Here is a 20,829-nt window from a genome sequence, read left to right as displayed (position 1 = left end):
CCGTGAGCTGCTTTTACTGTGAAAAAGACGAACGTCTGCTGGCGCTAATGACCCCTCTGGCCGGAATGACCTGGTCGGACGTGTATCTGTTCAACGACCAAAAGCACCGGGGCCGCTGCATCGTGGCTCTCCGGGAGCACCACGACGAAATCTTTCAGCTCTCCGATGCCCAGCGGGACGGCTTTTTCGCCGAGGTCGCGGCAGTGGCCGAGGCCGTCTCCGGCTACACCGGGGCCGATAAAATCAACTACGCCATTTATGGTGACAACGTGAGCCATTTCCATGTGCATCTGGTCCCCAAAATTCGGGACGGGCTTCAGTGGGGTAGCCCGTTTACGGACTCCATCCCCACAGTGACGCTTTCCTCCGCGGATTTTCAGGAGACGGGCCGCGCGCTTCTGGCCGCTCTGGACGCCGCCGCCGCACGGCGCGGACTTCCCACGGCGGAGCATCGTCTCGCCTAATACGTTCGTCGCCCTGTGTCAGGCGGCTCGGCGGAACGCTTCGCCGGACCGCTTGCGCACAGGGCGCAATTCTATGCAGGAGGTTATTCATGAGCGAACTGACAAGCCAGCGGCTGCGAAAGATCGCACCGGAGCTGGACCCGCTCCGTCTGGGCGCGGGCTGGAAGCCCGAGGACCTTTCCAAGCCGCAAGTCATTATTGAAAGCACCTTCGGCGACAGCCACCCGGGCAGCGCCCACCTAATGGGGCTGGTGGAAGCCGCCAGAGAGGGAATTGCCGAAGCGGGTGGGTTTGGCGCCCGCTATTTTACCACGGACATCTGCGACGGCGAGTCGCAGGGACATGACGGAATCAACTACTCCCTTGTCTCCCGGGATATGATTGCCAACATGATCGAGATTCACGCCAACGCCACGCCGTTTGACGGCGGGGTGTTTATCGCAAGCTGCGACAAGGGTCTGCCCGCGCACCTGATGGGCATTGGGCGGATAAACCTGCCCTCTATCGTGGTGACGGGCGGCGTGATGGAGGCCGGTCCCGACCTTTTGACGCTGGAGCAAATCGGCACTTACAGCGCCATGTTCGAGCGGGGTGAGATCTCCGAGGAGAAATTCACCTATTATAAACAACACGCCTGCCCCTCCTGCGGCGCCTGTTCCTTCATGGGCACCGCCTCCACCATGCAGATCATGGCAGAGGCTCTGGGGCTGATGCTGCCCGGCACCGCGCTGCTGCCCGCCACCAGTCCCGACCTGCCGGAGGCCGCCCGCAGAGCGGGCCGTCAGTCCGTCTGGCTGGCCCGGCAGGGGCTGACGGCCCGACAGATCGTCACGCGGGAGTCGTTTGAAAACGCGGTGATGGTCCACGCCGCTATCTCCGGCTCCACCAACGCGCTGCTGCATCTTCCCGCCGTGGCACAGGAGTTTGGCATTGAAATCGACGGAGAGACTTTTGACCGGCTTCACCGGGGAATGCACTTTCTGCTGGATATTCGGCCCACCGGCCGGTGGCCGGCACAATACGTCTACTATGCAGGCGGCGTGCCCGCCATCATGGAGGAGATTAAATCGCTGCTCCATCTGGATGTCATGACCGTCACAGGCAAGACGCTGGGCGAAAATCTGGAGGAGTGCCGCGCAAACGGTTATTACGAGCGCTGCGCCGCGCTGCTTGAAAAAACAGGCGTGAAACGCGAGGAGATTCTCCGCCCCTATGACCGTCCTCTTGGGCGCGACGGGAGCATCGCCATCCTCCGGGGCAGTCTCTGCCCCGACGGCGCGGTCATCAAGCACACCGCCGCACCCCCAGAAATGTTTGACACCGTCCTCACCGCACGGCCTTTCAACTGTGAGGAAGACGCCATCGCCGCCATTTTGTCCCACAAGATCCAGCCCGGAGACGCGGTTATCATCCGGTATGAGGGTCCCCGGGGCAGCGGGATGCCGGAGATGTTTTATACCACAGAGGCCATCTCCTCCGACCCCGCGCTTTCCTCCTCCATCGCTCTTTTGACCGATGGGCGGTTTTCCGGCGCTTCCAGAGGTCCTGCCATCGGCCATATCTCGCCGGAGGCCGCCGAAGGCGGCCCCATCGCGCTGGTGGAGGATGGGGACCTGATTCACATCGACGTGACGGCGCGGAAGCTGGACATCGTGGGCGTGGCCGGAGAGAAAAAAACGGCTGAGGAAATCGAGCAAATTCTGGAGCGCCGCAAAAAGGCATGGACTCCTATGCCCCCTCGCTATTTAAGCGGCGTGCTCCGGCTTTTTTCCGAGCATGCCCAGTCCCCCATGAAGGGCGGCAATATGAAATAACCAGCCCACGGATGCAAAAACCGGGAAGACGCAGATTGAAGTCTGCGTCTTCCCGGTTTAAATGCGCCAGTTTCATCCCCCCACATGAACAAGAGCCCACTTCTATATTTACATTTGTATTTGTTTTTGCTATTCTCATAAGTAGAGCCACACGGTCATGGGGCAGTGCGAACAGCATCCTACACATGCCGGGCATGCATTTCGGCGTTTTATGAAAACCAGCTTATTCCGGAACGCCTTAAGGGAAGGAACTATTTAATTTATGGAGAAGACGGTGTTTCAGGTCGCGGAAATCCCCGCAAATATCCGCTACGATCGAGAAGCGGAAGCCCTTTACATTCTTGATCAGACCCTGCTCCCCGGCGAAGAACGAGAGCTTTGCCTTCAAACTCCGGAGGAGATGTACGACGCCATCCGAACTCTGAAGGTCCGGGGTGCGCCCGCCATCGGCGTGTGCGCGGGCTATTGCATGTATGTGCTTGCCAAGTCCATCCGGAGTGAGGACCGGCAGTTATTTTTGAAAAAACTCAGCGACTATGGCGCGTATCTGAACGCCTCCCGCCCCACAGCGGTAAATCTCAACTGGGCCATCCGTCAGATGCTCCGCGTTGCTTTGGAACATGCGGACAGCCCTCGCGGGCAGCTTCTGGATGCGCTGTACGAAAAGGCCGTGGAAATTCATAATGACGACATTGCCAAGTGCAAAGCCATCTCGGAATTTGGCCTGAGCCTGCTTAATGACGGCGACGGTCTTCTGACCCACTGTAATGCCGGTCCCCTTGCCACCTCCCGGTACGGAACGGGATTAGGCCCCATTCTGCTGGGGACGGAGCAAGGTATGCGCTTCCGAGTTTTCTCCGATGAAACCCGCCCGCTTTTGCAGGGGGCGCGGCTCACCAGCTATGAATTGCAGCGCTCCGGCGTGGATGTGACTCTGATCTGCGACAGTATGGCCTCCATCGTTATGAAAAACGGCTGGGTGAACGCCTGCCTTGTGGGTTGCGACCGGGTAGCTGCCAACGGCGATACCGCCAATAAAATCGGCACCTCCGGCGTGGCAACTCTGGCGAAGCATTACGGGATTCCCTTCTACGTTCTGGGCCCCACCTCCACCGTGGACATGGACTGCCCCGACGGAGCGCATATCCCCATTGAGGAACGGGATGGGGAAGAAATCCGCTCTCTGTGGTACGAAAAACCCATGGCCCCGTCCGACGTGAAGTGCTACAATCCCGCCTTCGACGTGACAGACCACGAATTGATTACCGCCATCGTCACAGAACAGGGCATTTGCCGCCCGCCATACACAAAGTCGCTGGCGGCGCTCTTCCGCCAGAAAGCGTAAGAATCCCCTGTATTCGGTGATTTTTGACAACAAATCGGATTATTGTACAATTTAAATACAAGGAGGAATCCATTATGGCCACTCCATCCGCCTGTAACGAGGCAAGGCCCGGTGAAATTGCAAAGGCAGTCCTCATGCCCGGGGACCCGCTGCGGGCCAAATTCGTAGCGGAACACTATCTTAAAAACCCCGTGTGCTTTAACGAGGTCCGGGGAATGCTGGGCTATACCGGCGAGTACAAGGGCAAGCGCCTTTCCGTGATGGGACACGGCATGGGCGTGCCCTCCATCGGGCTTTATACCTATGAGCTGTACAATATGCATGACGTGAACTCCATCATCCGCATCGGCTCCGCCGGGGGCATCGGGGAAAATGTCCATGTACGGGACGTGGTGATTGCTCTGGGCGCGTCCACCAACTCCCACTTTGCCGATCAGTACGGCTTTCCCGGCCAGTTGGCCCCCACCGCCAGCTTCTCTCTTTTGAAGGACGCGGTGGCGGAAGCAGAGCGGCTGGGCGTCCGGGCAGACGTGGGGCAGGTGTTCACCGCCGACCAGTTTTACAACGACAACGCCGCCGCCGGAGAAGCATACCGCAAATTCGGCATTCTGGCGGTGGAGATGGAAACCGCCGGCCTGTACTGGACTGCCCAGCGGGCGGGAAAGCAGGCGTTGTCCATTCTCACCATCTCGGACCACATCTTCACCGGTGAAGCTCTGTCCGCGCAGGAGCGGCAGGACTCCTTCCACGAGATGATGGAGATTGCGCTGGAAACGGCGTGGCGTTCTCTGGACTGAGAAACGACGGTTTTTGATTTTATATGCGCACGGTCATGGATATTTCATGACCGTGCGCATTTTTATTTTGATTTATTATAATAAAAATTTACTATATCATGAATATTATTATTTAATATGCATAATAATTTTAATTTTTTGAAAAATTATTAGTTTTAGCTGCAAATTGCACGCATTTTTTGTGCAGAGTACCAATTGAATAAATATTCTAACATAGCGTATAATAAATCCATCAAGCGATTAACATTATGCATGGAGGGATTTCCGTCATGAAAGATAAACAGAGCATCAAAAAAATTGTGCTGGCCTATTCCGGCGGCCTGGACACATCCATCATCATTCCCTGGCTGAAGGAAAACTACAACGGGGCCGAGGTCATCGCCGTCTCCGCCGACGTGGGGCAGGGCAGCGAGCTGGACGGGCTGGAGGAAAAGGCGAAAAAGACCGGCGCTTCCAAGCTGTACATCGAGGATTTGACCGACGTGATGGTGGACGAAGTGATTTTCCCGTCCATGAAAATGGGGGCCAATTACGAGCAGTATCTGCTGGGCACCGCCTTTGCCCGCCCCATCATCGCAAAGCGGTTGGTGGAGATTGCGGAAAAGGAACAGGCGGACGCGATCTGCCACGGCTGCACCGGCAAGGGCAACGATCAGGTCCGCTTTGAGCTGGCCATCAAGCGCTTTGCGCCGGAGATGCCCATCATCGCTCCTTGGCGTGAGTGGGACATCAAGGGCCGCGACGAGGAAATCGACTATGCCGAGGCCCACAACGTCCCCCTGAAAATCAGCCGGAAAACCAACTATTCCAAGGATAAAAACCTTTGGCACCTGAGCCACGAAGGTCTGGACCTTGAGGACCCCGCCAGCGAGCCGAAGTACGACGAGCCGGGCTTTTTGGAGATGAGCGTCAGCCCCATAGCAGCCCCCGACGCACCTACCTATCTGACCATCGGGTTTGAAAAGGGTATACCCGTCTCCGTGGACGGCGCGAAGATGAAGGGCAGCGACATTGTGCGCAAATGCAACGAACTGGGCGGCAAAAATGGCATCGGCCTTTTGGATATCGTGGAAAACCGACTGGTGGGCATGAAGGACCGCGGCGTGTACGAAACTCCCGGCGGCGCAATTCTCTACCATGCCCACGCGGCGCTGGAAACCATCACCGTGGATAAGGACACCGCCCACATGAAGACGAAGCTGGCGGTGGATTTCGCGGACCTTGTGTATAACGGTAAGTGGTTCAGCCCCCTGCGGGAAGCCCTCAGCGCTTTTGCCGACAAGACGCAGGAATATGTCACCGGCGAGGTGAAGCTGAAGCTTTACAAGGGCAACATCATCAACGCCGGAATCACTTCTCCCCACAGCCTGTATTCTGAGAATCTGGTAACCTTTGAGGAGAGCGACTATAACCAGAACGACGCCACGGGCTTTATCAACCTCTGGGGCCTGCCGGACACCGTGCAGGCGCTGCGGGAGCGGAACAAGCTGTAAGCTGCGCGTCCCGCTGATCAATTCTTTGTTTATTTTTGCCGGCCCCGGCAAAGATAATATCCGCCGGGACCAACCGGGACGGTCCCCCGGCCCGGCGGACCCCTCTTACATCACGGAAATCGGGTGGGAGACTTTCTCCCCCCGATTTCTATTAAGGAGAAACCTTTATGAAACTCTGGTCCGGACGGTTCGGAAAGGAAACGAATACGCTGGTCAACGACTTCAACGCCTCCATCCACTTCGATCAACGGCTCTACCGCGAGGACATCGCCGGAAGTCTTGCCCATGCGGAAATGCTGGCAAGCTGCGGCGTAATCTCTTCCGAGGACGCAGCCGCCATCACGGAGGGCCTGAAGAGCATCCTTGCGGACGTCGAGGCCGGGACAGTGACATTCACGCCCGACAACGAGGACATCCACATGAATGTGGAAGCGCTGCTCACCGCCCGCATCGGCGACGCGGGAAAGCGGCTCCACACCGCCCGCAGCCGCAACGATCAGGTGGCGCTGGACTTTCGGATGTACGTCCGGCGCGAGATTCCGGTCATCATCACTGAGCTTCTCAATTTGCAGTCGGTGCTGGCGCGGCAGGCCAAAAAGCACCAAACCACGGTGATGCCCGGATACACTCATTTGCAGCGGGCGCAGCCCATCAGCTTTGCCCACCATCTGCTGGCCTACGCGGCCATGCTCTCCCGTGACGTGACACGGCTGGAGGACTGCAACAAGCGCCTGAACGAGTGTCCCCTCGGCTCCGGTGCGCTGGCAGGAACCACCTATCCCATCGACCGCTGGCAAACCGCCAAAGCGCTGGACTTTGATGCGCCCATGGGCAACTCTCTGGACGGCGTTTCGGACAGGGACTACGCGCTGGAGCTTCTCTCTGCCCTGTCTATCCTGATGATGCACCTCTCCCGCTTTTCCGAGGAAGTCATTCTCTGGTGTAGCTGGGAGTTTAAGTTCATCGAGCTGGACGACGCGTATTCCACCGGCTCCAGCATCATGCCCCAGAAGAAAAACCCCGACGTGGCGGAGCTGGTTCGGGGAAAAACCGGGCGGGTATACGGTGATCTGATGAGCCTGCTCACCGTCATGAAGGGTCTGCCTCTAGCCTATAACAAGGATATGCAGGAGGATAAGGAACCGGTGTTTGACGCCGTCGACACGGTGGAGCTGTGCCTGCCGGTATTCGCCGCCATGCTGGACACCATGACCGTTCGCCCGGAAAATATGCGGGCGGCGGCGGGCCGGGGCTTCATCAACGCCACAGACTGCGCCGATTATCTCACCAAACAGGGAATGCCCTTCCGGGACGCGTACACCGTCACGGGCAAACTCGTGTCCCAGTGCACCGAGAAAGGCATCACGCTGGAGGAGCTGACACTAGAGGAGCTAAAGGCCGTTTCCTCCCTCTTCGGGGAGGACGTGTACGACGCACTGAATTTGGAAAACTGCATGTCCCGGCGGTCCTGCTACGGCGGACCTGCCCCGGAGGAAACCACCCGGCAGATACAGGCGGTGGAGGCTTTTGTAAAGGCCAACGCCGTTATACTCGCCGCGCCGCAATGATAGAAAGGAAGAAGAACCGTGAAAGGACACACTCATTTTTTAAAGCTGCTGGACTTTACGCCCGCTGAGATTCAGGAGTTTTTGGACACTGCCGCCGATTTGAAGGCCAAGAAAAAGGCCGGCGTCCCCCACCGCTATCTGGAGGGAAAAAGCGTCGCCCTGATTTTTGAGAAGACCTCCACCCGGACCCGCTGTGCCTTTGAAGTGGCGGCCCGGGACCTGGGAATGGGCACCACCTATCTGGACCCCTCGGGGTCCCAGATCGGAGCCAAGGAATCCATTGCCGACACCGCCCGGGTTCTGGGCCGGATGTACGACGGCATCGAGTACCGCGGCTTTGGGCAAGAGCTGGTAGAGGAGCTGGCAAAGTACGCCGGGGTCCCCGTGTTTAATGGCTTGACCAACGAAGCCCATCCCACCCAGATTCTGGCAGACTTTCTGACAGTTCAGGAACATTTTGGCGACCTGAAAAAGGTGAAACTGGTGTACATCGGCGACGCGGGTTATAACATGGGCAATTCCATGCTGATCGGCTGCGCGAAAATGGGAATGCATCTGGTGCTCTGCGCCCGGGACGACTATCTGCCCGAAGCGTGGCTTCTGGATAAGGCCAAGGAAATCGCCGCCGAAACCGGCGCGATAATTGAGGTGGAGGCCGACCCCATGAAGGCCACCAAGGGCGCGGATGTGATTTACACCGACGTGTGGGTGTCTATGGGCGAACCGGAGGCCAAGTGGGCCCAGCGCATTTCGGAGCTGGAAAACTATCAGGTCAATCAGGCCCTGATGGACAATGCAGGCCCTCAGTGCAAATTCATGCACTGCCTGCCCGCCTATCACGACCACAAGACCAAAATCGGCAAAGAAATCGGTGAAAAGTTCGGTAGAGACGACATGGAGGTCACCGACGAGGTGTTTGAATCCCCTCAGTCCATCGTCTTCGACGAGGCAGAAAACCGTCTCCACACGATCAAGGCGGTTATGTACCTCCTGATGAAATAAGCACAATTGATAAAAGCCGCCTCGCCGCATTTTGCGGCGGGGCGGCTTTTTATGCGGAACCGCATTCCCGGGGAGAGTCCTTTTCCTCCCCGCAGGTGCGCGTCTCTCCTATGGCAGAGGATTCCGCTTTGGAAATTCCCGCGGGATTACTCCAGACCCACGATTCTCGCGTCCAGCCCTGCCGCATCCGACGGGTTTTGGGGCGTCACCAGCACCGACTTCCCCTCTGTCCGGCGGCGGATACAGGCGATGGCGCGTTTACGGTTTTCGGCGTCAAGTCCGGTAAAGGGTTCGTCCAGCGCCATAAAGTCAAAGGGGACGCTCAGCGCCCGGGCCAGCGCCAGCCGGCGCTTCATGCCGCCGGAATACTCCCCGGCGGCCTTGCCGCCCGCATCCTCCAGCCCCAGTTCGCCTAGCAGCGCCGCCGCCTGCTTTTCGTCATAGTCCTTGCCTAGAACAAAGCGAAGATTTCCCGCTGCGTCCAGCCGGTCAAGCAGCCGGTCCTCCTGAAACACAGCGGCAAGGCGTGCCGTCTCAAGCCCTGTGACAAAGCCGCCGTCGGGTTGCTCCAATCCAAGAAGAATCCGCACCAGCGTGGTCTTCCCCGCGCCGGAGGGCGCCGACAGGCAGGTGACGCCGGGCATGAGTGTCAGGTTCACGTTTTTAAGAACCTTCACCCCGCCATAAAGCTTGGAAACATCCCGGATTTCCACCGTCATCCCTTCGCCTCCCTTGCGCCAAGCCTGTCTAAAAGCCGGAGGACCAGCCGTTCAAACAGCATGGAAAGTGCCACGATGACGGTGGTCCATGCAAACAGCTCCGGCGTTTCAAAATAGACCTTTGCGTTGTACAACCGTTCCCCCACCGACCCGGAGGCAAGGCCGATCACCTCCGCCGCCACGCCGGACTTCCAGCAAAGTCCCAGTCCCAGCGCGCAGGCGGAGCGAAACCACGGCAAAACCTGCGGTAAGTAGATATCCCGCAGTCTCCGAAATGCGGGGACCCGAAATATCCACGCTATCTCAAGAAGCGCCGTGTCCGTGCGGTCCACGCCCTCCAGCACATTTAAGTATACCGTGGGAAACACCATCAGCGCGGAAATCAAAAGCGATAGCTGCCGGGAGGGAAGCCACACCAGTGCCAGAATAATAAAGGACACCACCGGAACCGCCTTCACCGCCGCCACTGCGGGCCACAGCAACGCCCGGACAAATCCAAACCGGGCGGACAAGCCCGCCAAAAGCGTTCCCAGCCCGCAGGCCAGAGCAAATCCCCCCATAATCCGGGTGGCGGACCAACCCACAGAGCGCCAAAAATCCGCCGTGACCATCAGTCTCGCAAGGCAGACCAGCACCTCCGCCGGGGTGGGCAGCAGCAGCCGCTGGCCCAGTGCCATGGCCCCCGCCTGCCACACGGCCAGCCAAAAAGCCACGGCCCAAACCCGGCCACCCCTCGAAAAAGGGCGGTCGGGCTTTTCTCCACGCCCCCGGAGAGGGCTGACGGTCCTCACGCCGCGCTTACGCGCCGAAGTAGAACACATCTTCCGGCAAGGCTCCTCCCACAGACTGGGGGTCCTGCTCAAACAGCACGGAAAGATAACCGGAGAGTTTCTCCTTCATTTCGTCCCCCGTGATGCACACGATGTTGCAGCCAGGCAGCGCCTTTTCTGCCACCGCCGCATCCACGATGCCGTAGGACCCGATCAGCTCCGCCGCCTCGGGAACATTTCCGTTCACCCAGTCAACAGACGCGGCGTATTCCTTTAAAAACGCCTCCACCGCGCCCGGATTTTCCTCCACCACGTCCTTACGGGCAACAATCACGCCGGTGACAAGGCTGCTGCCGTCATCCGCCAGTTTGTCCCACTCCTTATTCAGGTCCAGCGCCACCCGCAAGCCTTCCACCTTGGTCTGGGCCACGGTGACAAAGGGCTGAGGAAGCAGCGCCACCGTCGCCGCGCCGGAAACCAGCGCCGCCACGCTTTCGCTGTGCTCGGACTTCCAGTCCACAGTCACGTTTCCGCCAAGGCTGTCGCCGTTTTTATCCAGCAGATACCGCAGGGCCTGCTCCGGGCTTGCACCCTTCCCTGCCGATACGATGGTCATGCCCGCAAGGTCGCCGAGGGACTGCACCGCGTTGCCTTTTTCCACAATATAGAGCACGCCCAGCGTGTTCACCGCCAAGGTCACAATCTCTCCCTTGGTCTTTTGATACAGCACGGCCGCCAGATTTGCCGGGACGCAGGCCATGTCCAGCTCCCCCTGAATCAGCTTCGGGGTCACCTCGTCGGGAGACGCAGCCAGAGAAAAGGTATAGTCATTGGCAAGGTCCTCACCGCCCTCGGCGTCGTGCATCAGCTTCACAAGGCCCATGGCAGTGGGACCTTTCAGCGCGGCAATGGAATAAGCGGCAGGTTCCGCCGTCTGAGAAGATGCCGCACCCGAGGACCCGGCAGAGTTTCCACCCTTTTCTCCGCAGGCCGTCAGCCCCACCAGCAGTACGGCAGACATCAAGAGTGCAAAAAGCTTTGTTTGTTTCATCGGTTTTGCTCCTTTATTCAATATTTCCCGGCTCCTCCGCCGGTGCGTATACGGTTTTGACGGAAACGCCTTTCAATCTCCCGATTTTCCCCGTCAGGGCGGACGTGACCGCTTGTGGCGCATCCACCGCCACGGAGATGATGTTTACTCCCCGTTTGGCATAGGGTACGCCCATGCGCCCCACTACATACCCCCCGAATTCGTGGAGCAGACCGTTCAGCGCCTCCACGGAGTCCGGGTCCCGGACCAAAATGGCAATTACCGCCACGCGGCTGTCCAAAAAACCAGCTCCTTTCCAATATGCGTACCGCCATTGGGCGGCACACGGCAAGATGCAAGAATTTTTTCCTGACAAATAGTATTTCCCGTCCAGAAAATTCACCGCCTCCGCAGGCCCCTCAATCTCGGCCTTTGGTGTCAAATTGCGTCTCCGGTATAGCCCCGATCCCAGTCATCCCGGCAAGCGCGGGACTCCCACCGGTGATACAGACAAAAAATCCCCTCCGCCAAAGACGGAGGGGAGAACGCACGACGACGGCGCGCGGAAATCCGCGCGCGTTTTCCTCCGTCTTCCGGCTCGGAACGCATCCTTGCCGCTCAGATGAACAGATGATTCTATCCGGTGGACGGTCAGAGCGTATCTTTCCGTTCACGGCCTCAGCATATCACGCTTTTACTCTCCCGTCAACCGGAGTGGGACGGGAATCGACCCGCGTCCTCAGCCATTTGGCGAATCTCGTCCGCAAGGTCGTCGGAGGTGGCCCCGGAGGCAAGCCGCCAGCGCCAGTTTCCCGTCCCCGTTCCGGGGATGTTGACCCGGCCCGGGTCCCCCAGATAGTCCTGCATCTGGGCGATAAACGTGTCCGCCACGCTGATCTGTCCCGCCAGTAAAAGCCTGCGGCGCAGGTCCTCCCGATTCCCCGCGCCCAGATACCGCCTAGCGTAATCCAGCTCTTCTTTCGCAGGCTCCCACGCGGCGAGGGGCGCGTTGTCGTGAGTTCCGGTATAGAGTACGCAGCCGGGAACGCAGTTGTGGGGCAGATAGCGGTTATCCGGCCCGGAAAAGGCAAATTCCAGCACCCGCATTCCCGGTAGGCCAGATTCCGCCAACAGACTTTCCACATCCGGTGTCAAAAGCCCCAAATCCTCCGCCACAAACCGAAGGTTGGGAAACCAGCTTGTAAGAACGCCCACCAGCGCCATTCCCGGCCCCGGCTCCCAATGCCCTTCCTTGGCGGAAACAGCCCCGGCGGGAACAACCCAATAGCTTGCCAGCGCTCGGAAGTGGTCGATGCGGATGGCGTCAAACAACTCGCCCGCCCGCTCCACCCGGCGAATCCACCAGCCAAAGCCGTCGGCGCGCATGCGGCCCCAGTCGTACAGCGGGTTGCCCCAAAGCTGGCCTTCGGCGGAAAAATAATCCGGCGGGACCCCCGCCACGGCGGCGGGGCGGCCCTCTTCGTCCAGCAAAAACTGCTCCCGCTCGGCCCACACGTCGGCGGAGTCCAGTGACACGTAAATGGGAAGGTCACCAAGAATTTTCACTCCCAGCCCATTTGCAAAGGATTTCAGGGCACTCCACTGCTCCGAAAACACCCGCTGGACCCAGATTTGATAGTCACAGTTCTCTCGGTGGGCCTCCCGCCAGCGGGCGATGGCCAACCCTTCGTGGCGGCTCAGGTCCTCCTCCGGCCACTCGTACCATGGAAGGCCCCCCAGCGCGTCCTTCACAGACTGATACACCGCATAGTCCTTGAGCCATGGCTGACCGGCAGCAAACTCTGCCAAGCGTTCCCGCCTATCTCCGTCCCGGGCGAAGGCCAAACGCAGCAGACGGCGGCGGTCTGCATTCACAACGGGATAATCCACTTCCTTCCCGTCGCCCGGAGCGGCGGAGGCCAATTCCTCTGCCGTCAGCAGTCCCTCCGCCGCCAATAAATCCAGATCAATAAACGTGGGGTTTCCCGCGTGAGTCGAGCCGCTTTGATAAGGAGAGTCTCCGCTCCCTGCCGGCCCCACAGGCAAAATTTGCCACCAAGTCTGGCCCGCGCGGTGGAGAAACCGCACAAATTCCCGGGCACTTTCGCCCAGAGCGCCCACTCCGTAGGGCGAGGGCAGGGAAAAAACCGGCAGCAGAATGCCTGCGGTGCGCTGCGGCATGAAGCATTCCTCGCTTTCCCTTCAAATCCGCCGCTTTACGGCGGGCAATAGTTCGCTTAGACGCGCCGCTTCAGGGCAGCAGGCCAAACAGCAGCGACAGTAGAGATGTAATCAGCCCGCAAAGGCCAATGGCAAGGCCGCTCATCGCCCCCTCTGTCTCGCCGATTTCCAGCGCCTTGGCAGTGCCAACGGCATGGCTGCACGCGCCGATGCCCAACCCCGCCGCCATGGGATTGCGCACGCGGAACATGCGAATCAGCAACGGCGCCACCAGATTTCCCAAAATCCCGGTGAACACCACCGCAGCAGCAGCCACGGGGACAAGGCCCCCGTTCCCCTCCGCCACCGCAGCGGCAATGGGCATGGTGACGGACTTGGGCAGCAGGGACATCATCATTTCCCGATTCAGCCCAAACAGATGGGAAAGTCCGTAGATGCAGACAATCGAGGTCACTGCTCCCGCAGCACACCCCGCCAGAACCGGCAGCCAGTATTTTTTCAAAAGTTCCTTTTTCGTGTAAATGGAAACCGCCAGACAGGCCGTGGCAGGCCCCAGAAACAGATTGATCAGGCTGCCTCCCGCATAGTAATTTTCATAAGGTATGTGAAACACCGTCAGCGTGAGAATCACCAGCGCCACGGCAATCAACATTCCGTTGCAGTAGGCCTTGTTCACCTTTTTCTGAATGGACATGCCCACCCAGTAGGCAAGAATGCTCAGTGTCACGCCAAAAAACGGAGACGCGGTCAACTCCATCATTGCCCGTTCCTCCTGTCAATCAGCTTCATGGTCAGCGTCACTGCCCAGACAGTGGCGGCAAAGGTGGCAACCAGGCTCACCACGCAGATCACCACAAAGGCCACTCCGTTTGCAAGAATCACATCTGTATACTGCATGATGCCCGTGGCCACGGGAATAAAAAAGAAGGGCAGGTTTCCCAGCAGAAAATCGGACTTTTCCTGCACATGGTCCACCCGCACCACCCCCACCAGCAGCAGCGCCAGCAGCAGTATCAGCGCGATCACGCTGGCGGGAAAGGTGATGGGAAGCAGCTTCTCGATCAGCGCGCCCGCCCAGCACAGGCCGAACAATATGCCCACCTGCTTTAAAATCTTCATAGTCTCGTCCTCTCTGTTCTTTATCGCAATGAATTTATCATACAGCCGTGCCCGCAAAAAAGTCAAACAAAACCCTGCCCCCCGCTGCATTTTCGGCAAACGGCACAGCCAGCCGCCGCCACAGGCCGACGCTTCGTATCTTTTGACACAGTTCAGGCTGCGGTGCACCTGTTGTTTACACGTTTTTCATAATTTTACACTTGCAATTTCCGCAATTGCCGTGATATAGTAAAGACACTTTTCAGAGGGTGCGGCCCACTACCGCAGACCCCCGATCGGAGGTGCTCTTTGCAAAAACGCAGCCACAAGCTTTTGGCCTCCACTCTTTTGGAATCACGCAGCGGATTTCAGCGCAAGCGCTTTGAGCTTGCTTTTCTGTTCGGCTCCTTTCAGCCGGACTGCAACCCCCTCTCCTATATTAAGGGCTCCATCCGCAGCCACAAGCTGCGCGGACATAATTATACGAATTCCGACCAGTATATTGCGCGCCGGATCGTCCGGCTCCAGCGCCGCGAAAAAAGTTGGACCTGCTGGCAGTATTACACGCTGGGAAAGCTGACCCATTATCTGGCGGACGCATTTACCTATCCCCACAACGAGCATTATCCCGACTCTCTTCTTGAGCACCACCGGTATGAAGACGCGCTGCGGGAATATCTGTGCGCCTATCTGAGCGAAGAGGGCCTTGACGCCTCTTTCTCTGCCGGACACGAGCTGAACGACTGCCTGCAAGAGCTTCATCGGCAGTATATGGACGCGCAGTCGGACCTGAACCGGGACGTGCGCTATATCACGCAGGCCACGGCGCTTTTGATGAGTAGCGTTCCGCCCCAGCTTATTCCGGATATGCGCGCCCTGCCCCAGCCTGTTCCGGCCCGAATTTGATTGATTGCCCAAATACCATCGGATGTTCTTTGATTATTTGGGCATTTTGCCTCTGTTCTTTTTTTAAAGGGCGTGGTATGCTTTCAGTAATTTAAAGTATGACAATAAGGAGACAATGAATGTCTATACGTGCACTCACAGCCGAATACCGCTACTTTAGCTTTACCTACTTTTATGGTAAGGCTTATTTTGGTTGGGCTGAAAACGAGTGTGTGTGTGACTGATATTGTCGGACCCATATCAGTACATAAACGACCCGCAGCCTAATCGGCTGCGGGTCTTTTTTGTACCAATTTTAAGGAGGAACCCATCATGATCGTCATTCTGAAAAGTAATCCCAACCGCGAGCAGCTAGAGAATCTCATTAGCTGGCTTCAGGATAAAGGCATCACCATCCACACCAGCCTTGGCGAGTCCCACACCATTCTGGGCCTGGTGGGCGACACCTCCGGGCTGGACATTGATCTTCTCTCCGCGCTGGATATTGTGGAGGATGTAAAGCGAGTGCAGGAGCCTTACAAAAATGCCAACCGCAAGTTCCATCCCGAGGACACCGTGGTAAAGGTGGGCAATACTCAAATCGGCGGCGGCACTTTGACCATTATGGCCGGTCCCTGCTCTGTGGAGAGCGAGGAGCAGGTCATCGCCATCGCCCGGGCCGTGAAAGCCAGCGGGGCCACTATGCTTCGGGGCGGTGCGTTCAAGCCCCGCACCTCTCCCTACTCCTTTCAGGGCCTTGGCGCAGACGGTCTTGAAATTTTAAAGGTCGCCCGGCAGGAAACGGGCCTACCCATCGTCTCCGAGCTGATGGACATTTCCCAGATCCCTTTGTTCGAGGATGTGGACGTAATCCAGATCGGCGCACGGAACATGCAGAATTTCAACCTGCTCAAGGAGGTTGGAAAGCTGGACAAACCCATTATGATCAAGCGCGGCATGTCCGCCACCTATGAGGAATGGCTGATGAGCGCCGAATATGTCATGGCCAGCGGCAACCAGAACGTGATTCTCTGCGAGCGGGGCGTGCGCACCTTTGAAACATACACCCGCAACACGCTGGATTTGGCCTGTATTCCCGTGCTGCGCAAGCTTTCTCACCTGCCCATCATCATCGACCCCAGCCACGCCACCGGCAAAAGCTGGCTGGTGCCCACTCTTGCCGTGGGCGCGGTGGCCACCGGGACGGACGGCCTTTTGATTGAGGTTCACAACGACCCCGCCCACGCCCTGTGCGACGGGGCCCAGTCCCTCAAGCCGGACACCTTCGACGTGCTGGCCCGGAAGCTGCACAAAATGCACGCCTTCTGCGCAGAGCTGGAGGGCTGAGCCTTATGAACGTCGGAATTATCGGACTGGGACTGATGGGCGGCTCCATGGCCAAAAGTATCAAGGCCCGCACGGCCCACACTGTCTGGGGCGTTGACACGGACGCGGAGACAATGACCCTCGCCCGTCTGTGCGGCGCAATTGACGGGGCGCTGACCGAGGACAATATCCCCCAATGCGATTTGCTTCTGGCCGCCGTCTGCCCGGCTGCGGCGGTTGGGTGGGTGGAAACTCATGCAGAACGCATCTCCAAATCCGCCATTCTGGTGGACCTTTGCGGCGTGAAGCGGGCAGTGGTGAGTAAAATCGCCCCCCTTGCGGAAAAATGCGGCTTTGCCTATATCGGGGGCCACCCCATGGCGGGGCTGGAGCGGGGCGGCTTTGTAAATTCCTCCGACCGGCTGTACGATGGGGCCTCCATGATTCTCACCCCCGACAAGCGGACCGATATGCAGCTTTTGGAGACGCTGAAAGCCTTTTTTTTGGACGTGGGCTTTGCCAGCCTCACCTTTTCCGACCCCGACGAGCACGACCGCATCATCGCCTATACCTCCCAGCTTGCCCATGTCGCCTCCAGCGCCTATGTCAAGTCTCCCGAGGCTCAGAAGCGCCGTGGTTTTTCCGCGGGCAGCTTTCGGGATATGACCCGCGTGGCCCGGCTGGATGAAGCCATGTGGACCGAGCTGTTCATGGATAATGCCGACTATCTCACCGAAGAGCTGGATATTCTCATCGGACATCTGAATGAATATCTGGACGCGCTGAAAAGCCGGAACGCGGATCAACTTCTGCACCTGCTCAGGGAGGGCCGGGACCTGAAGGCCACCGCCGGCGGAAGCTGAGCCTATCCGGTCCCGCTTCGGCTCGCCGAAAAATTTGACGGCGCGGCTCCGCCCCTTCTTGTTAGGAACCGCCCAAACCACGGGAGGATGTTATGGAATCCACAATTCAAACCATTTTGGTAAACACCAAGCCAAAATACACCGTGTCTATCGGCCCGGGACTTCTGACCCAATGCGGCGAGCTGGCCGCGGGGGCGCTGTCCCCCTGCCGCGCCGCCATTGTCACAGACAGCACCGTGGCGAAGCTCTACCTTGCCCGGGTGGAGGAAAGCTTACGGGCGGCAGGTTTTTCCGTCTGCACTCACATTTTCCCCGCCGGGGAGGAGCACAAAAACCTCTCCACCCTCTCCGAAATTCTTGAATTTCTGGCGGGGGAGCAGCTCACCCGCAGCGACTGCGTGGTGGCTCTCGGTGGCGGCGTGTGCGGCGACATGGCAGGCTTCGCCGCCGGGTGCTATCTCCGGGGCGTGAAATTTGTTCAGCTCCCCACCACACTGCTTTCGGCGGTGGATTCCTCCGTGGGGGGCAAAACCGCCGTGGACCTGCGCCACGGGAAAAATCTGGCAGGGCTGTTTCTTCAGCCCTCCGCCGTGGTGTGCGACACCGATTGCCTGCAAACCCTCTCCCCCATGGAGATGGCGGACGGGGCAGCCGAGGCAATTAAAACCGGCGTGCTCTCCGGCGAAGTACTGTTCGCCCTGACGGACACGGACGATCTTTCCGGCAATTTGAAGGAAATTATTACCCGCTGCGTGGCCTTTAAGGCCACCGTGGTGGAGCAAGACGAGCTGGACAACGGTGTGCGCCGGACGCTGAATCTGGGTCACACCGCCGGGCACGCCATTGAAGCGTGCAGCACATACGGCATTCGCCACGGTCACGCCGTGGCGGCGGGTCTTGCCATCATCGCCCGGGCCTCCGAAGCCCTTGGCTGGGTGGAGGAACCTTGTGCGGCACGCATTTGCGCCGCGCTGCGGCGAAACGATCTACCCACCGAGACGGACTATTCCCCCGCCGCGCTGGCACGTGCGGCTCTCGCCGACAAAAAGCGCCGAGGCGGGCAGATTTCCTTGGTGATTCCTAAGAAAATTGGAAAGTGCGAAATGAAGTCCATTCCCGTGGAGGAGCTGGAGTCCGTTTTCGCGGCCGGATGGGAGGATCGCTGAGATGGATATGCAAATCAATCCCACCCTTCTTCGCGGCGCGGTTACGCCGCCGCCCAGCAAATCTATGGCTCACCGTCTGCTGATTTCAGCCGCTTTGGCGGAGGGCACCAGCATCATTCGCAACGTGGCGCTGTCGCAGGATATCGAGGCCACCCTCCGCTGCGTGGAAGCTTTGGGCTGCTCATGGGAACAGGCGGGGCCTTCCTCTCTCCGTATTCACGGCTGCGGCCCAATTGTCCCCACCGATGAAATGCCCCGATTTGACTGCGGAGAATCCGGTTCCACCCTCCGCTTTTTCATACCTCTTGCGCTTGCCATAGCCGGGAGCGGCGCGTTTACCGGCAGAGGGCGGCTGATGGAACGGCCCCAAGCGCCGTATTTTGACCTATTTGACGAAAAAGGCATCGCACACTCTATGGAAAATGGCGTGCTGACGGTGCGGGGAACTCTGAAAAGCGGGGAATACCGCCTTCCGGGCGACGTGTCCAGCCAGTTTTTTACAGGGCTGCTGTTTGCCCTCCCTCTTCTGGGGGAGGACAGCGTGATTATTTCCTCCACAGAGCCGGAATCCGTCGATTACATTGCCATGACCGTGGAGGCCCTGCGCGCCGCCGGAATCCGCGTACTCAGCCAGCCCGCCCAGCGGCGCTGGACGGTCTCCTCTGGACGGTTTCACTCATTTGACGCCACGGTGGAGGCCGACTGGTCTCAGGCCGCCTTCTGGTATGCCGCAAACGTCTTGGGCAGCACTCTTCGGCTTGAGGGGCTGGACCCAAAATCCTCTCAGGGTGACCGGGTCACAGCGGAATACGCCGCTCAGCTTTCCCAGCCCGGCGACGTGGAGATCGACGTGTCCGGCTGTCCCGATCTGGTGCCGCCGCTGGCGGTGATGGCGGCGGTGCGGCAGGGAACCTGCCGGTTTACCAACGCCGCCCGGCTCCGCCTGAAGGAGAGCGACCGTCTGAAAACCACCGCCGCCATGCTCCGCGCCCTTGGGGGCAGCGCCGAGGAAGGGGCGGACAGTCTCACGGTTCACGGCGTTTCCCAACTTTCCGGCGGCACGGTGGACGGAGCGGGCGATCATCGCATCGTCATGGCGGCGGCCATCGCCGCCACACGCTGCGCCGGTCCTGTCACGATTCTGGGGGCCGAGGCAGTAAACAAATCCTACCCTTCATTTTTCAAGGATTATTTGGCTTTGGGAGGTGGCGCACATGTCGTCTGAATTTGGAAACCGCCTGCATGTGAGTATCTTCGGCCAGTCCCATGGAAAAGCCATTGGCGTGGTGGCAGACGGTCTTCCCGCCGGAGAGCGGGTGGACCTGGAGGAGCTTGCCCGCTTTCTGGCCCGGAGACGTCCCGGGCAAAACGCCCTTTCCACCTCCCGGCAGGAGACGGATGCGCCCGAATTTCTCTCGGGCCTTCAGGACGGTTTGACCTGCGGTTCTCCTCTTTGCGCGGTGATTCAGAATCGGGACCAGCACTCCTCGGACTATGCCACTCTTGCGGATACGCCCCGCCCCGGCCACGCGGACTATACCGCGTGGGTCAAATGGGGCGGTCAGGCGGATATGCGGGGCGGGGGCCACTTTTCGGGCCGTCTTACCGCACCTTTGTGCATCGTGGGCGGCATTGCAAAACAGATTTTGGCCCGGCGGGGCATCTATGTTGGGGCGCACCTTTTTTCCGTAGAGGGGGAAACGGACATTTCCTTCCCGCTTCTGCCCGCTCCGGCCCTGTTTGAAGAAATTGCCGCCAAGCCTTTTCCCGTTCTGGACGACGCACGGGGTCAGCGGATGCAAGGGGCCATTATGGCCGCCGCGCAGGAAGGGGACTCGGTTGGCGGCGTGGTGGAATGCGCCGCCGTGGGTCTTCCCGCAGGGCTGGGCGAGCCTATGTTTGACGGAATGGAAAGCCGCCTTGCGGCGGTGCTGTTTGGCATTCCCGCCGTGAAGGGCGTGGAATTCGGCGCAGGATTTGAAGCGGCGGCTCTTCGGGGCAGCGTGAATAACGACCCCTTCTGCATCCATGACGGGCGGGTGGAAACCACCCGCAACCGCGCTGGCGGTATTCTTGGCGGCATCACCAACGGGATGCCTTTGACACTGCGGGCGGCGTTTAAGCCCACCCCCTCCATTTCAAAGCCGCAGCAAACAGTGAATCTTGGCTGCATTGAGGAGACGGAACTGGTAATATCAGGGCGGCACGACCCCTGCGTGGCCCACCGGGCCGTCCCGGTGGTGGAGGCCGCCGTGGCCACGGTGCTGCTGGACATTCTTTTAGAGCAAAATTGATAAGGAGGCCTTTC

The 20,829-nt window shown here is 59.1% G+C and carries 20 protein-coding genes; 13 read left to right on the top strand and 7 right to left on the bottom strand.

Translation table 11 applies throughout. The features are described 5' to 3' along the window. Positions 1 to 2 precede the first annotated feature (2 nt). From RTK01_RS02035 to argF, 7 genes are all read left to right on the top strand, one after another. Entirely contained in the window at positions 3 to 464 is a 462-nt protein-coding gene (locus RTK01_RS02035) for an HIT domain-containing protein (RefSeq protein WP_312279375.1), read from the top strand. Positions 465 to 562: 98 nt separating this feature from the next. Further along, positions 563 to 2,278, top strand: coding sequence for a dihydroxy-acid dehydratase (gene ilvD / locus RTK01_RS02030; protein ID WP_397352149.1), 1,716 nt, complete (start codon positions 563 to 565; stop codon positions 2,276 to 2,278). A gap of 262 nt (positions 2,279 to 2,540) precedes the next feature. Beyond that, positions 2,541 to 3,623: an S-methyl-5-thioribose-1-phosphate isomerase gene (gene mtnA, locus RTK01_RS02025; protein WP_312279373.1), complete on the top strand. Its 1,083-nt coding sequence runs from the start codon at positions 2,541 to 2,543 to the stop codon at positions 3,621 to 3,623. 74 nt (positions 3,624 to 3,697) lie between these two features. Further along, positions 3,698 to 4,420, top strand: coding sequence for a purine-nucleoside phosphorylase (deoD, locus tag RTK01_RS02020; protein ID WP_312279372.1), 723 nt, complete (start codon positions 3,698 to 3,700; stop codon positions 4,418 to 4,420). A gap of 269 nt (positions 4,421 to 4,689) precedes the next feature. Further along, positions 4,690 to 5,913 (top strand): argininosuccinate synthase, encoded by a 1,224-nt coding sequence (locus RTK01_RS02015; protein ID WP_312279371.1) that lies wholly within the window; start codon positions 4,690 to 4,692, stop codon positions 5,911 to 5,913. 167 nt (positions 5,914 to 6,080) lie between these two features. Beyond that, positions 6,081 to 7,481 (top strand): argininosuccinate lyase, encoded by a 1,401-nt coding sequence (gene argH, locus RTK01_RS02010; protein ID WP_312279370.1) that lies wholly within the window; start codon positions 6,081 to 6,083, stop codon positions 7,479 to 7,481. Positions 7,482 to 7,499: 18 nt separating this feature from the next. Further along, entirely contained in the window at positions 7,500 to 8,483 is a 984-nt protein-coding gene (gene argF / locus RTK01_RS02005) for an ornithine carbamoyltransferase (RefSeq protein ID WP_312279369.1), read from the top strand. A 146-nt stretch (positions 8,484 to 8,629) separates the two neighbouring features. Here the strand turns inward: argF and RTK01_RS02000 are convergent, their stop codons facing one another. The 7 genes from RTK01_RS02000 to RTK01_RS01970 form a co-directional block, all read right to left on the bottom strand. Beyond that, entirely contained in the window at positions 8,630 to 9,202 is a 573-nt protein-coding gene (locus tag RTK01_RS02000; protein ID WP_312279368.1) for an ABC transporter ATP-binding protein, read from the bottom strand. Next, complete coding sequence (locus RTK01_RS01995; RefSeq protein ID WP_312279394.1) at positions 9,199 to 9,879, bottom strand: ABC transporter permease subunit; 681 nt, start codon at positions 9,877 to 9,879, stop codon at positions 9,199 to 9,201. Before RTK01_RS01995 ends, RTK01_RS02000 begins: the two co-directional genes overlap by 4 nt. A gap of 121 nt (positions 9,880 to 10,000) precedes the next feature. Beyond that, on the bottom strand, positions 10,001 to 11,023 hold the full coding sequence (locus tag RTK01_RS01990; RefSeq protein ID WP_312279367.1) for an MqnA/MqnD/SBP family protein: 1,023 nt from the start codon (positions 11,021 to 11,023) through the stop codon (positions 10,001 to 10,003). 13 nt (positions 11,024 to 11,036) lie between these two features. Next, complete coding sequence (locus tag RTK01_RS01985) at positions 11,037 to 11,303, bottom strand: TM1266 family iron-only hydrogenase system putative regulator (protein WP_293009920.1); 267 nt, start codon at positions 11,301 to 11,303, stop codon at positions 11,037 to 11,039. Between the two features lie 404 nt (positions 11,304 to 11,707). Further along, positions 11,708 to 13,183, bottom strand: coding sequence for a 4-alpha-glucanotransferase (gene malQ / locus RTK01_RS01980; RefSeq protein ID WP_312279366.1), 1,476 nt, complete (start codon positions 13,181 to 13,183; stop codon positions 11,708 to 11,710). A gap of 70 nt (positions 13,184 to 13,253) precedes the next feature. Then, the gene (locus RTK01_RS01975) at positions 13,254 to 13,943 is read right to left on the bottom strand and encodes an LrgB family protein (RefSeq protein WP_312279365.1); all 690 of its coding nucleotides are present in this window, start codon (positions 13,941 to 13,943) and stop codon (positions 13,254 to 13,256) included. Next, positions 13,940 to 14,302 carry a CidA/LrgA family protein gene (locus tag RTK01_RS01970; protein WP_312279364.1) on the bottom strand — a complete coding sequence of 121 codons (363 nt, stop codon included), beginning with the start codon at positions 14,300 to 14,302 and terminating at the stop codon, positions 13,940 to 13,942. The genes RTK01_RS01975 and RTK01_RS01970 overlap by 4 nt, the downstream gene beginning before the upstream one ends. A gap of 288 nt (positions 14,303 to 14,590) precedes the next feature. On the opposite strand from RTK01_RS01970, the gene RTK01_RS01965 reads away from it, so the two are divergent. From RTK01_RS01965 to aroC, 6 genes are all read left to right on the top strand, one after another. Beyond that, positions 14,591 to 15,187, top strand: coding sequence for a zinc dependent phospholipase C family protein (locus RTK01_RS01965; RefSeq protein ID WP_312279363.1), 597 nt, complete (start codon positions 14,591 to 14,593; stop codon positions 15,185 to 15,187). Positions 15,188 to 15,499: 312 nt separating this feature from the next. Beyond that, entirely contained in the window at positions 15,500 to 16,513 is a 1,014-nt protein-coding gene (aroF, locus tag RTK01_RS01960) for a 3-deoxy-7-phosphoheptulonate synthase (RefSeq protein WP_312279362.1), read from the top strand. Between the two features lie 5 nt (positions 16,514 to 16,518). Continuing rightward, positions 16,519 to 17,355, top strand: a complete 837-nt coding sequence (locus tag RTK01_RS01955; protein ID WP_312279361.1) for a prephenate dehydrogenase/arogenate dehydrogenase family protein — start codon at positions 16,519 to 16,521, stop codon at positions 17,353 to 17,355. 92 nt (positions 17,356 to 17,447) lie between these two features. Beyond that, entirely contained in the window at positions 17,448 to 18,521 is a 1,074-nt protein-coding gene (gene aroB / locus RTK01_RS01950) for a 3-dehydroquinate synthase (RefSeq protein WP_312279360.1), read from the top strand. A 1-nt stretch (position 18,522) separates the two neighbouring features. After that, positions 18,523 to 19,746, top strand: a complete 1,224-nt coding sequence (gene aroA / locus RTK01_RS01945; protein ID WP_312279359.1) for a 3-phosphoshikimate 1-carboxyvinyltransferase — start codon at positions 18,523 to 18,525, stop codon at positions 19,744 to 19,746. After that, on the top strand, positions 19,736 to 20,815 hold the full coding sequence (gene aroC, locus RTK01_RS01940; RefSeq protein WP_312279358.1) for a chorismate synthase: 1,080 nt from the start codon (positions 19,736 to 19,738) through the stop codon (positions 20,813 to 20,815). Before aroA ends, aroC begins: the two co-directional genes overlap by 11 nt. The last annotated feature ends 14 nt before the right edge of the window (positions 20,816 to 20,829 follow it).

This window comes from Oscillibacter sp., from assembly GCF_031978065.1.
Taxonomy (GTDB): Bacteria; Bacillota; Clostridia; order Oscillospirales; family Oscillospiraceae; genus Oscillibacter.
This window is presented reverse-complemented; position numbering and strand designations above follow the sequence as displayed.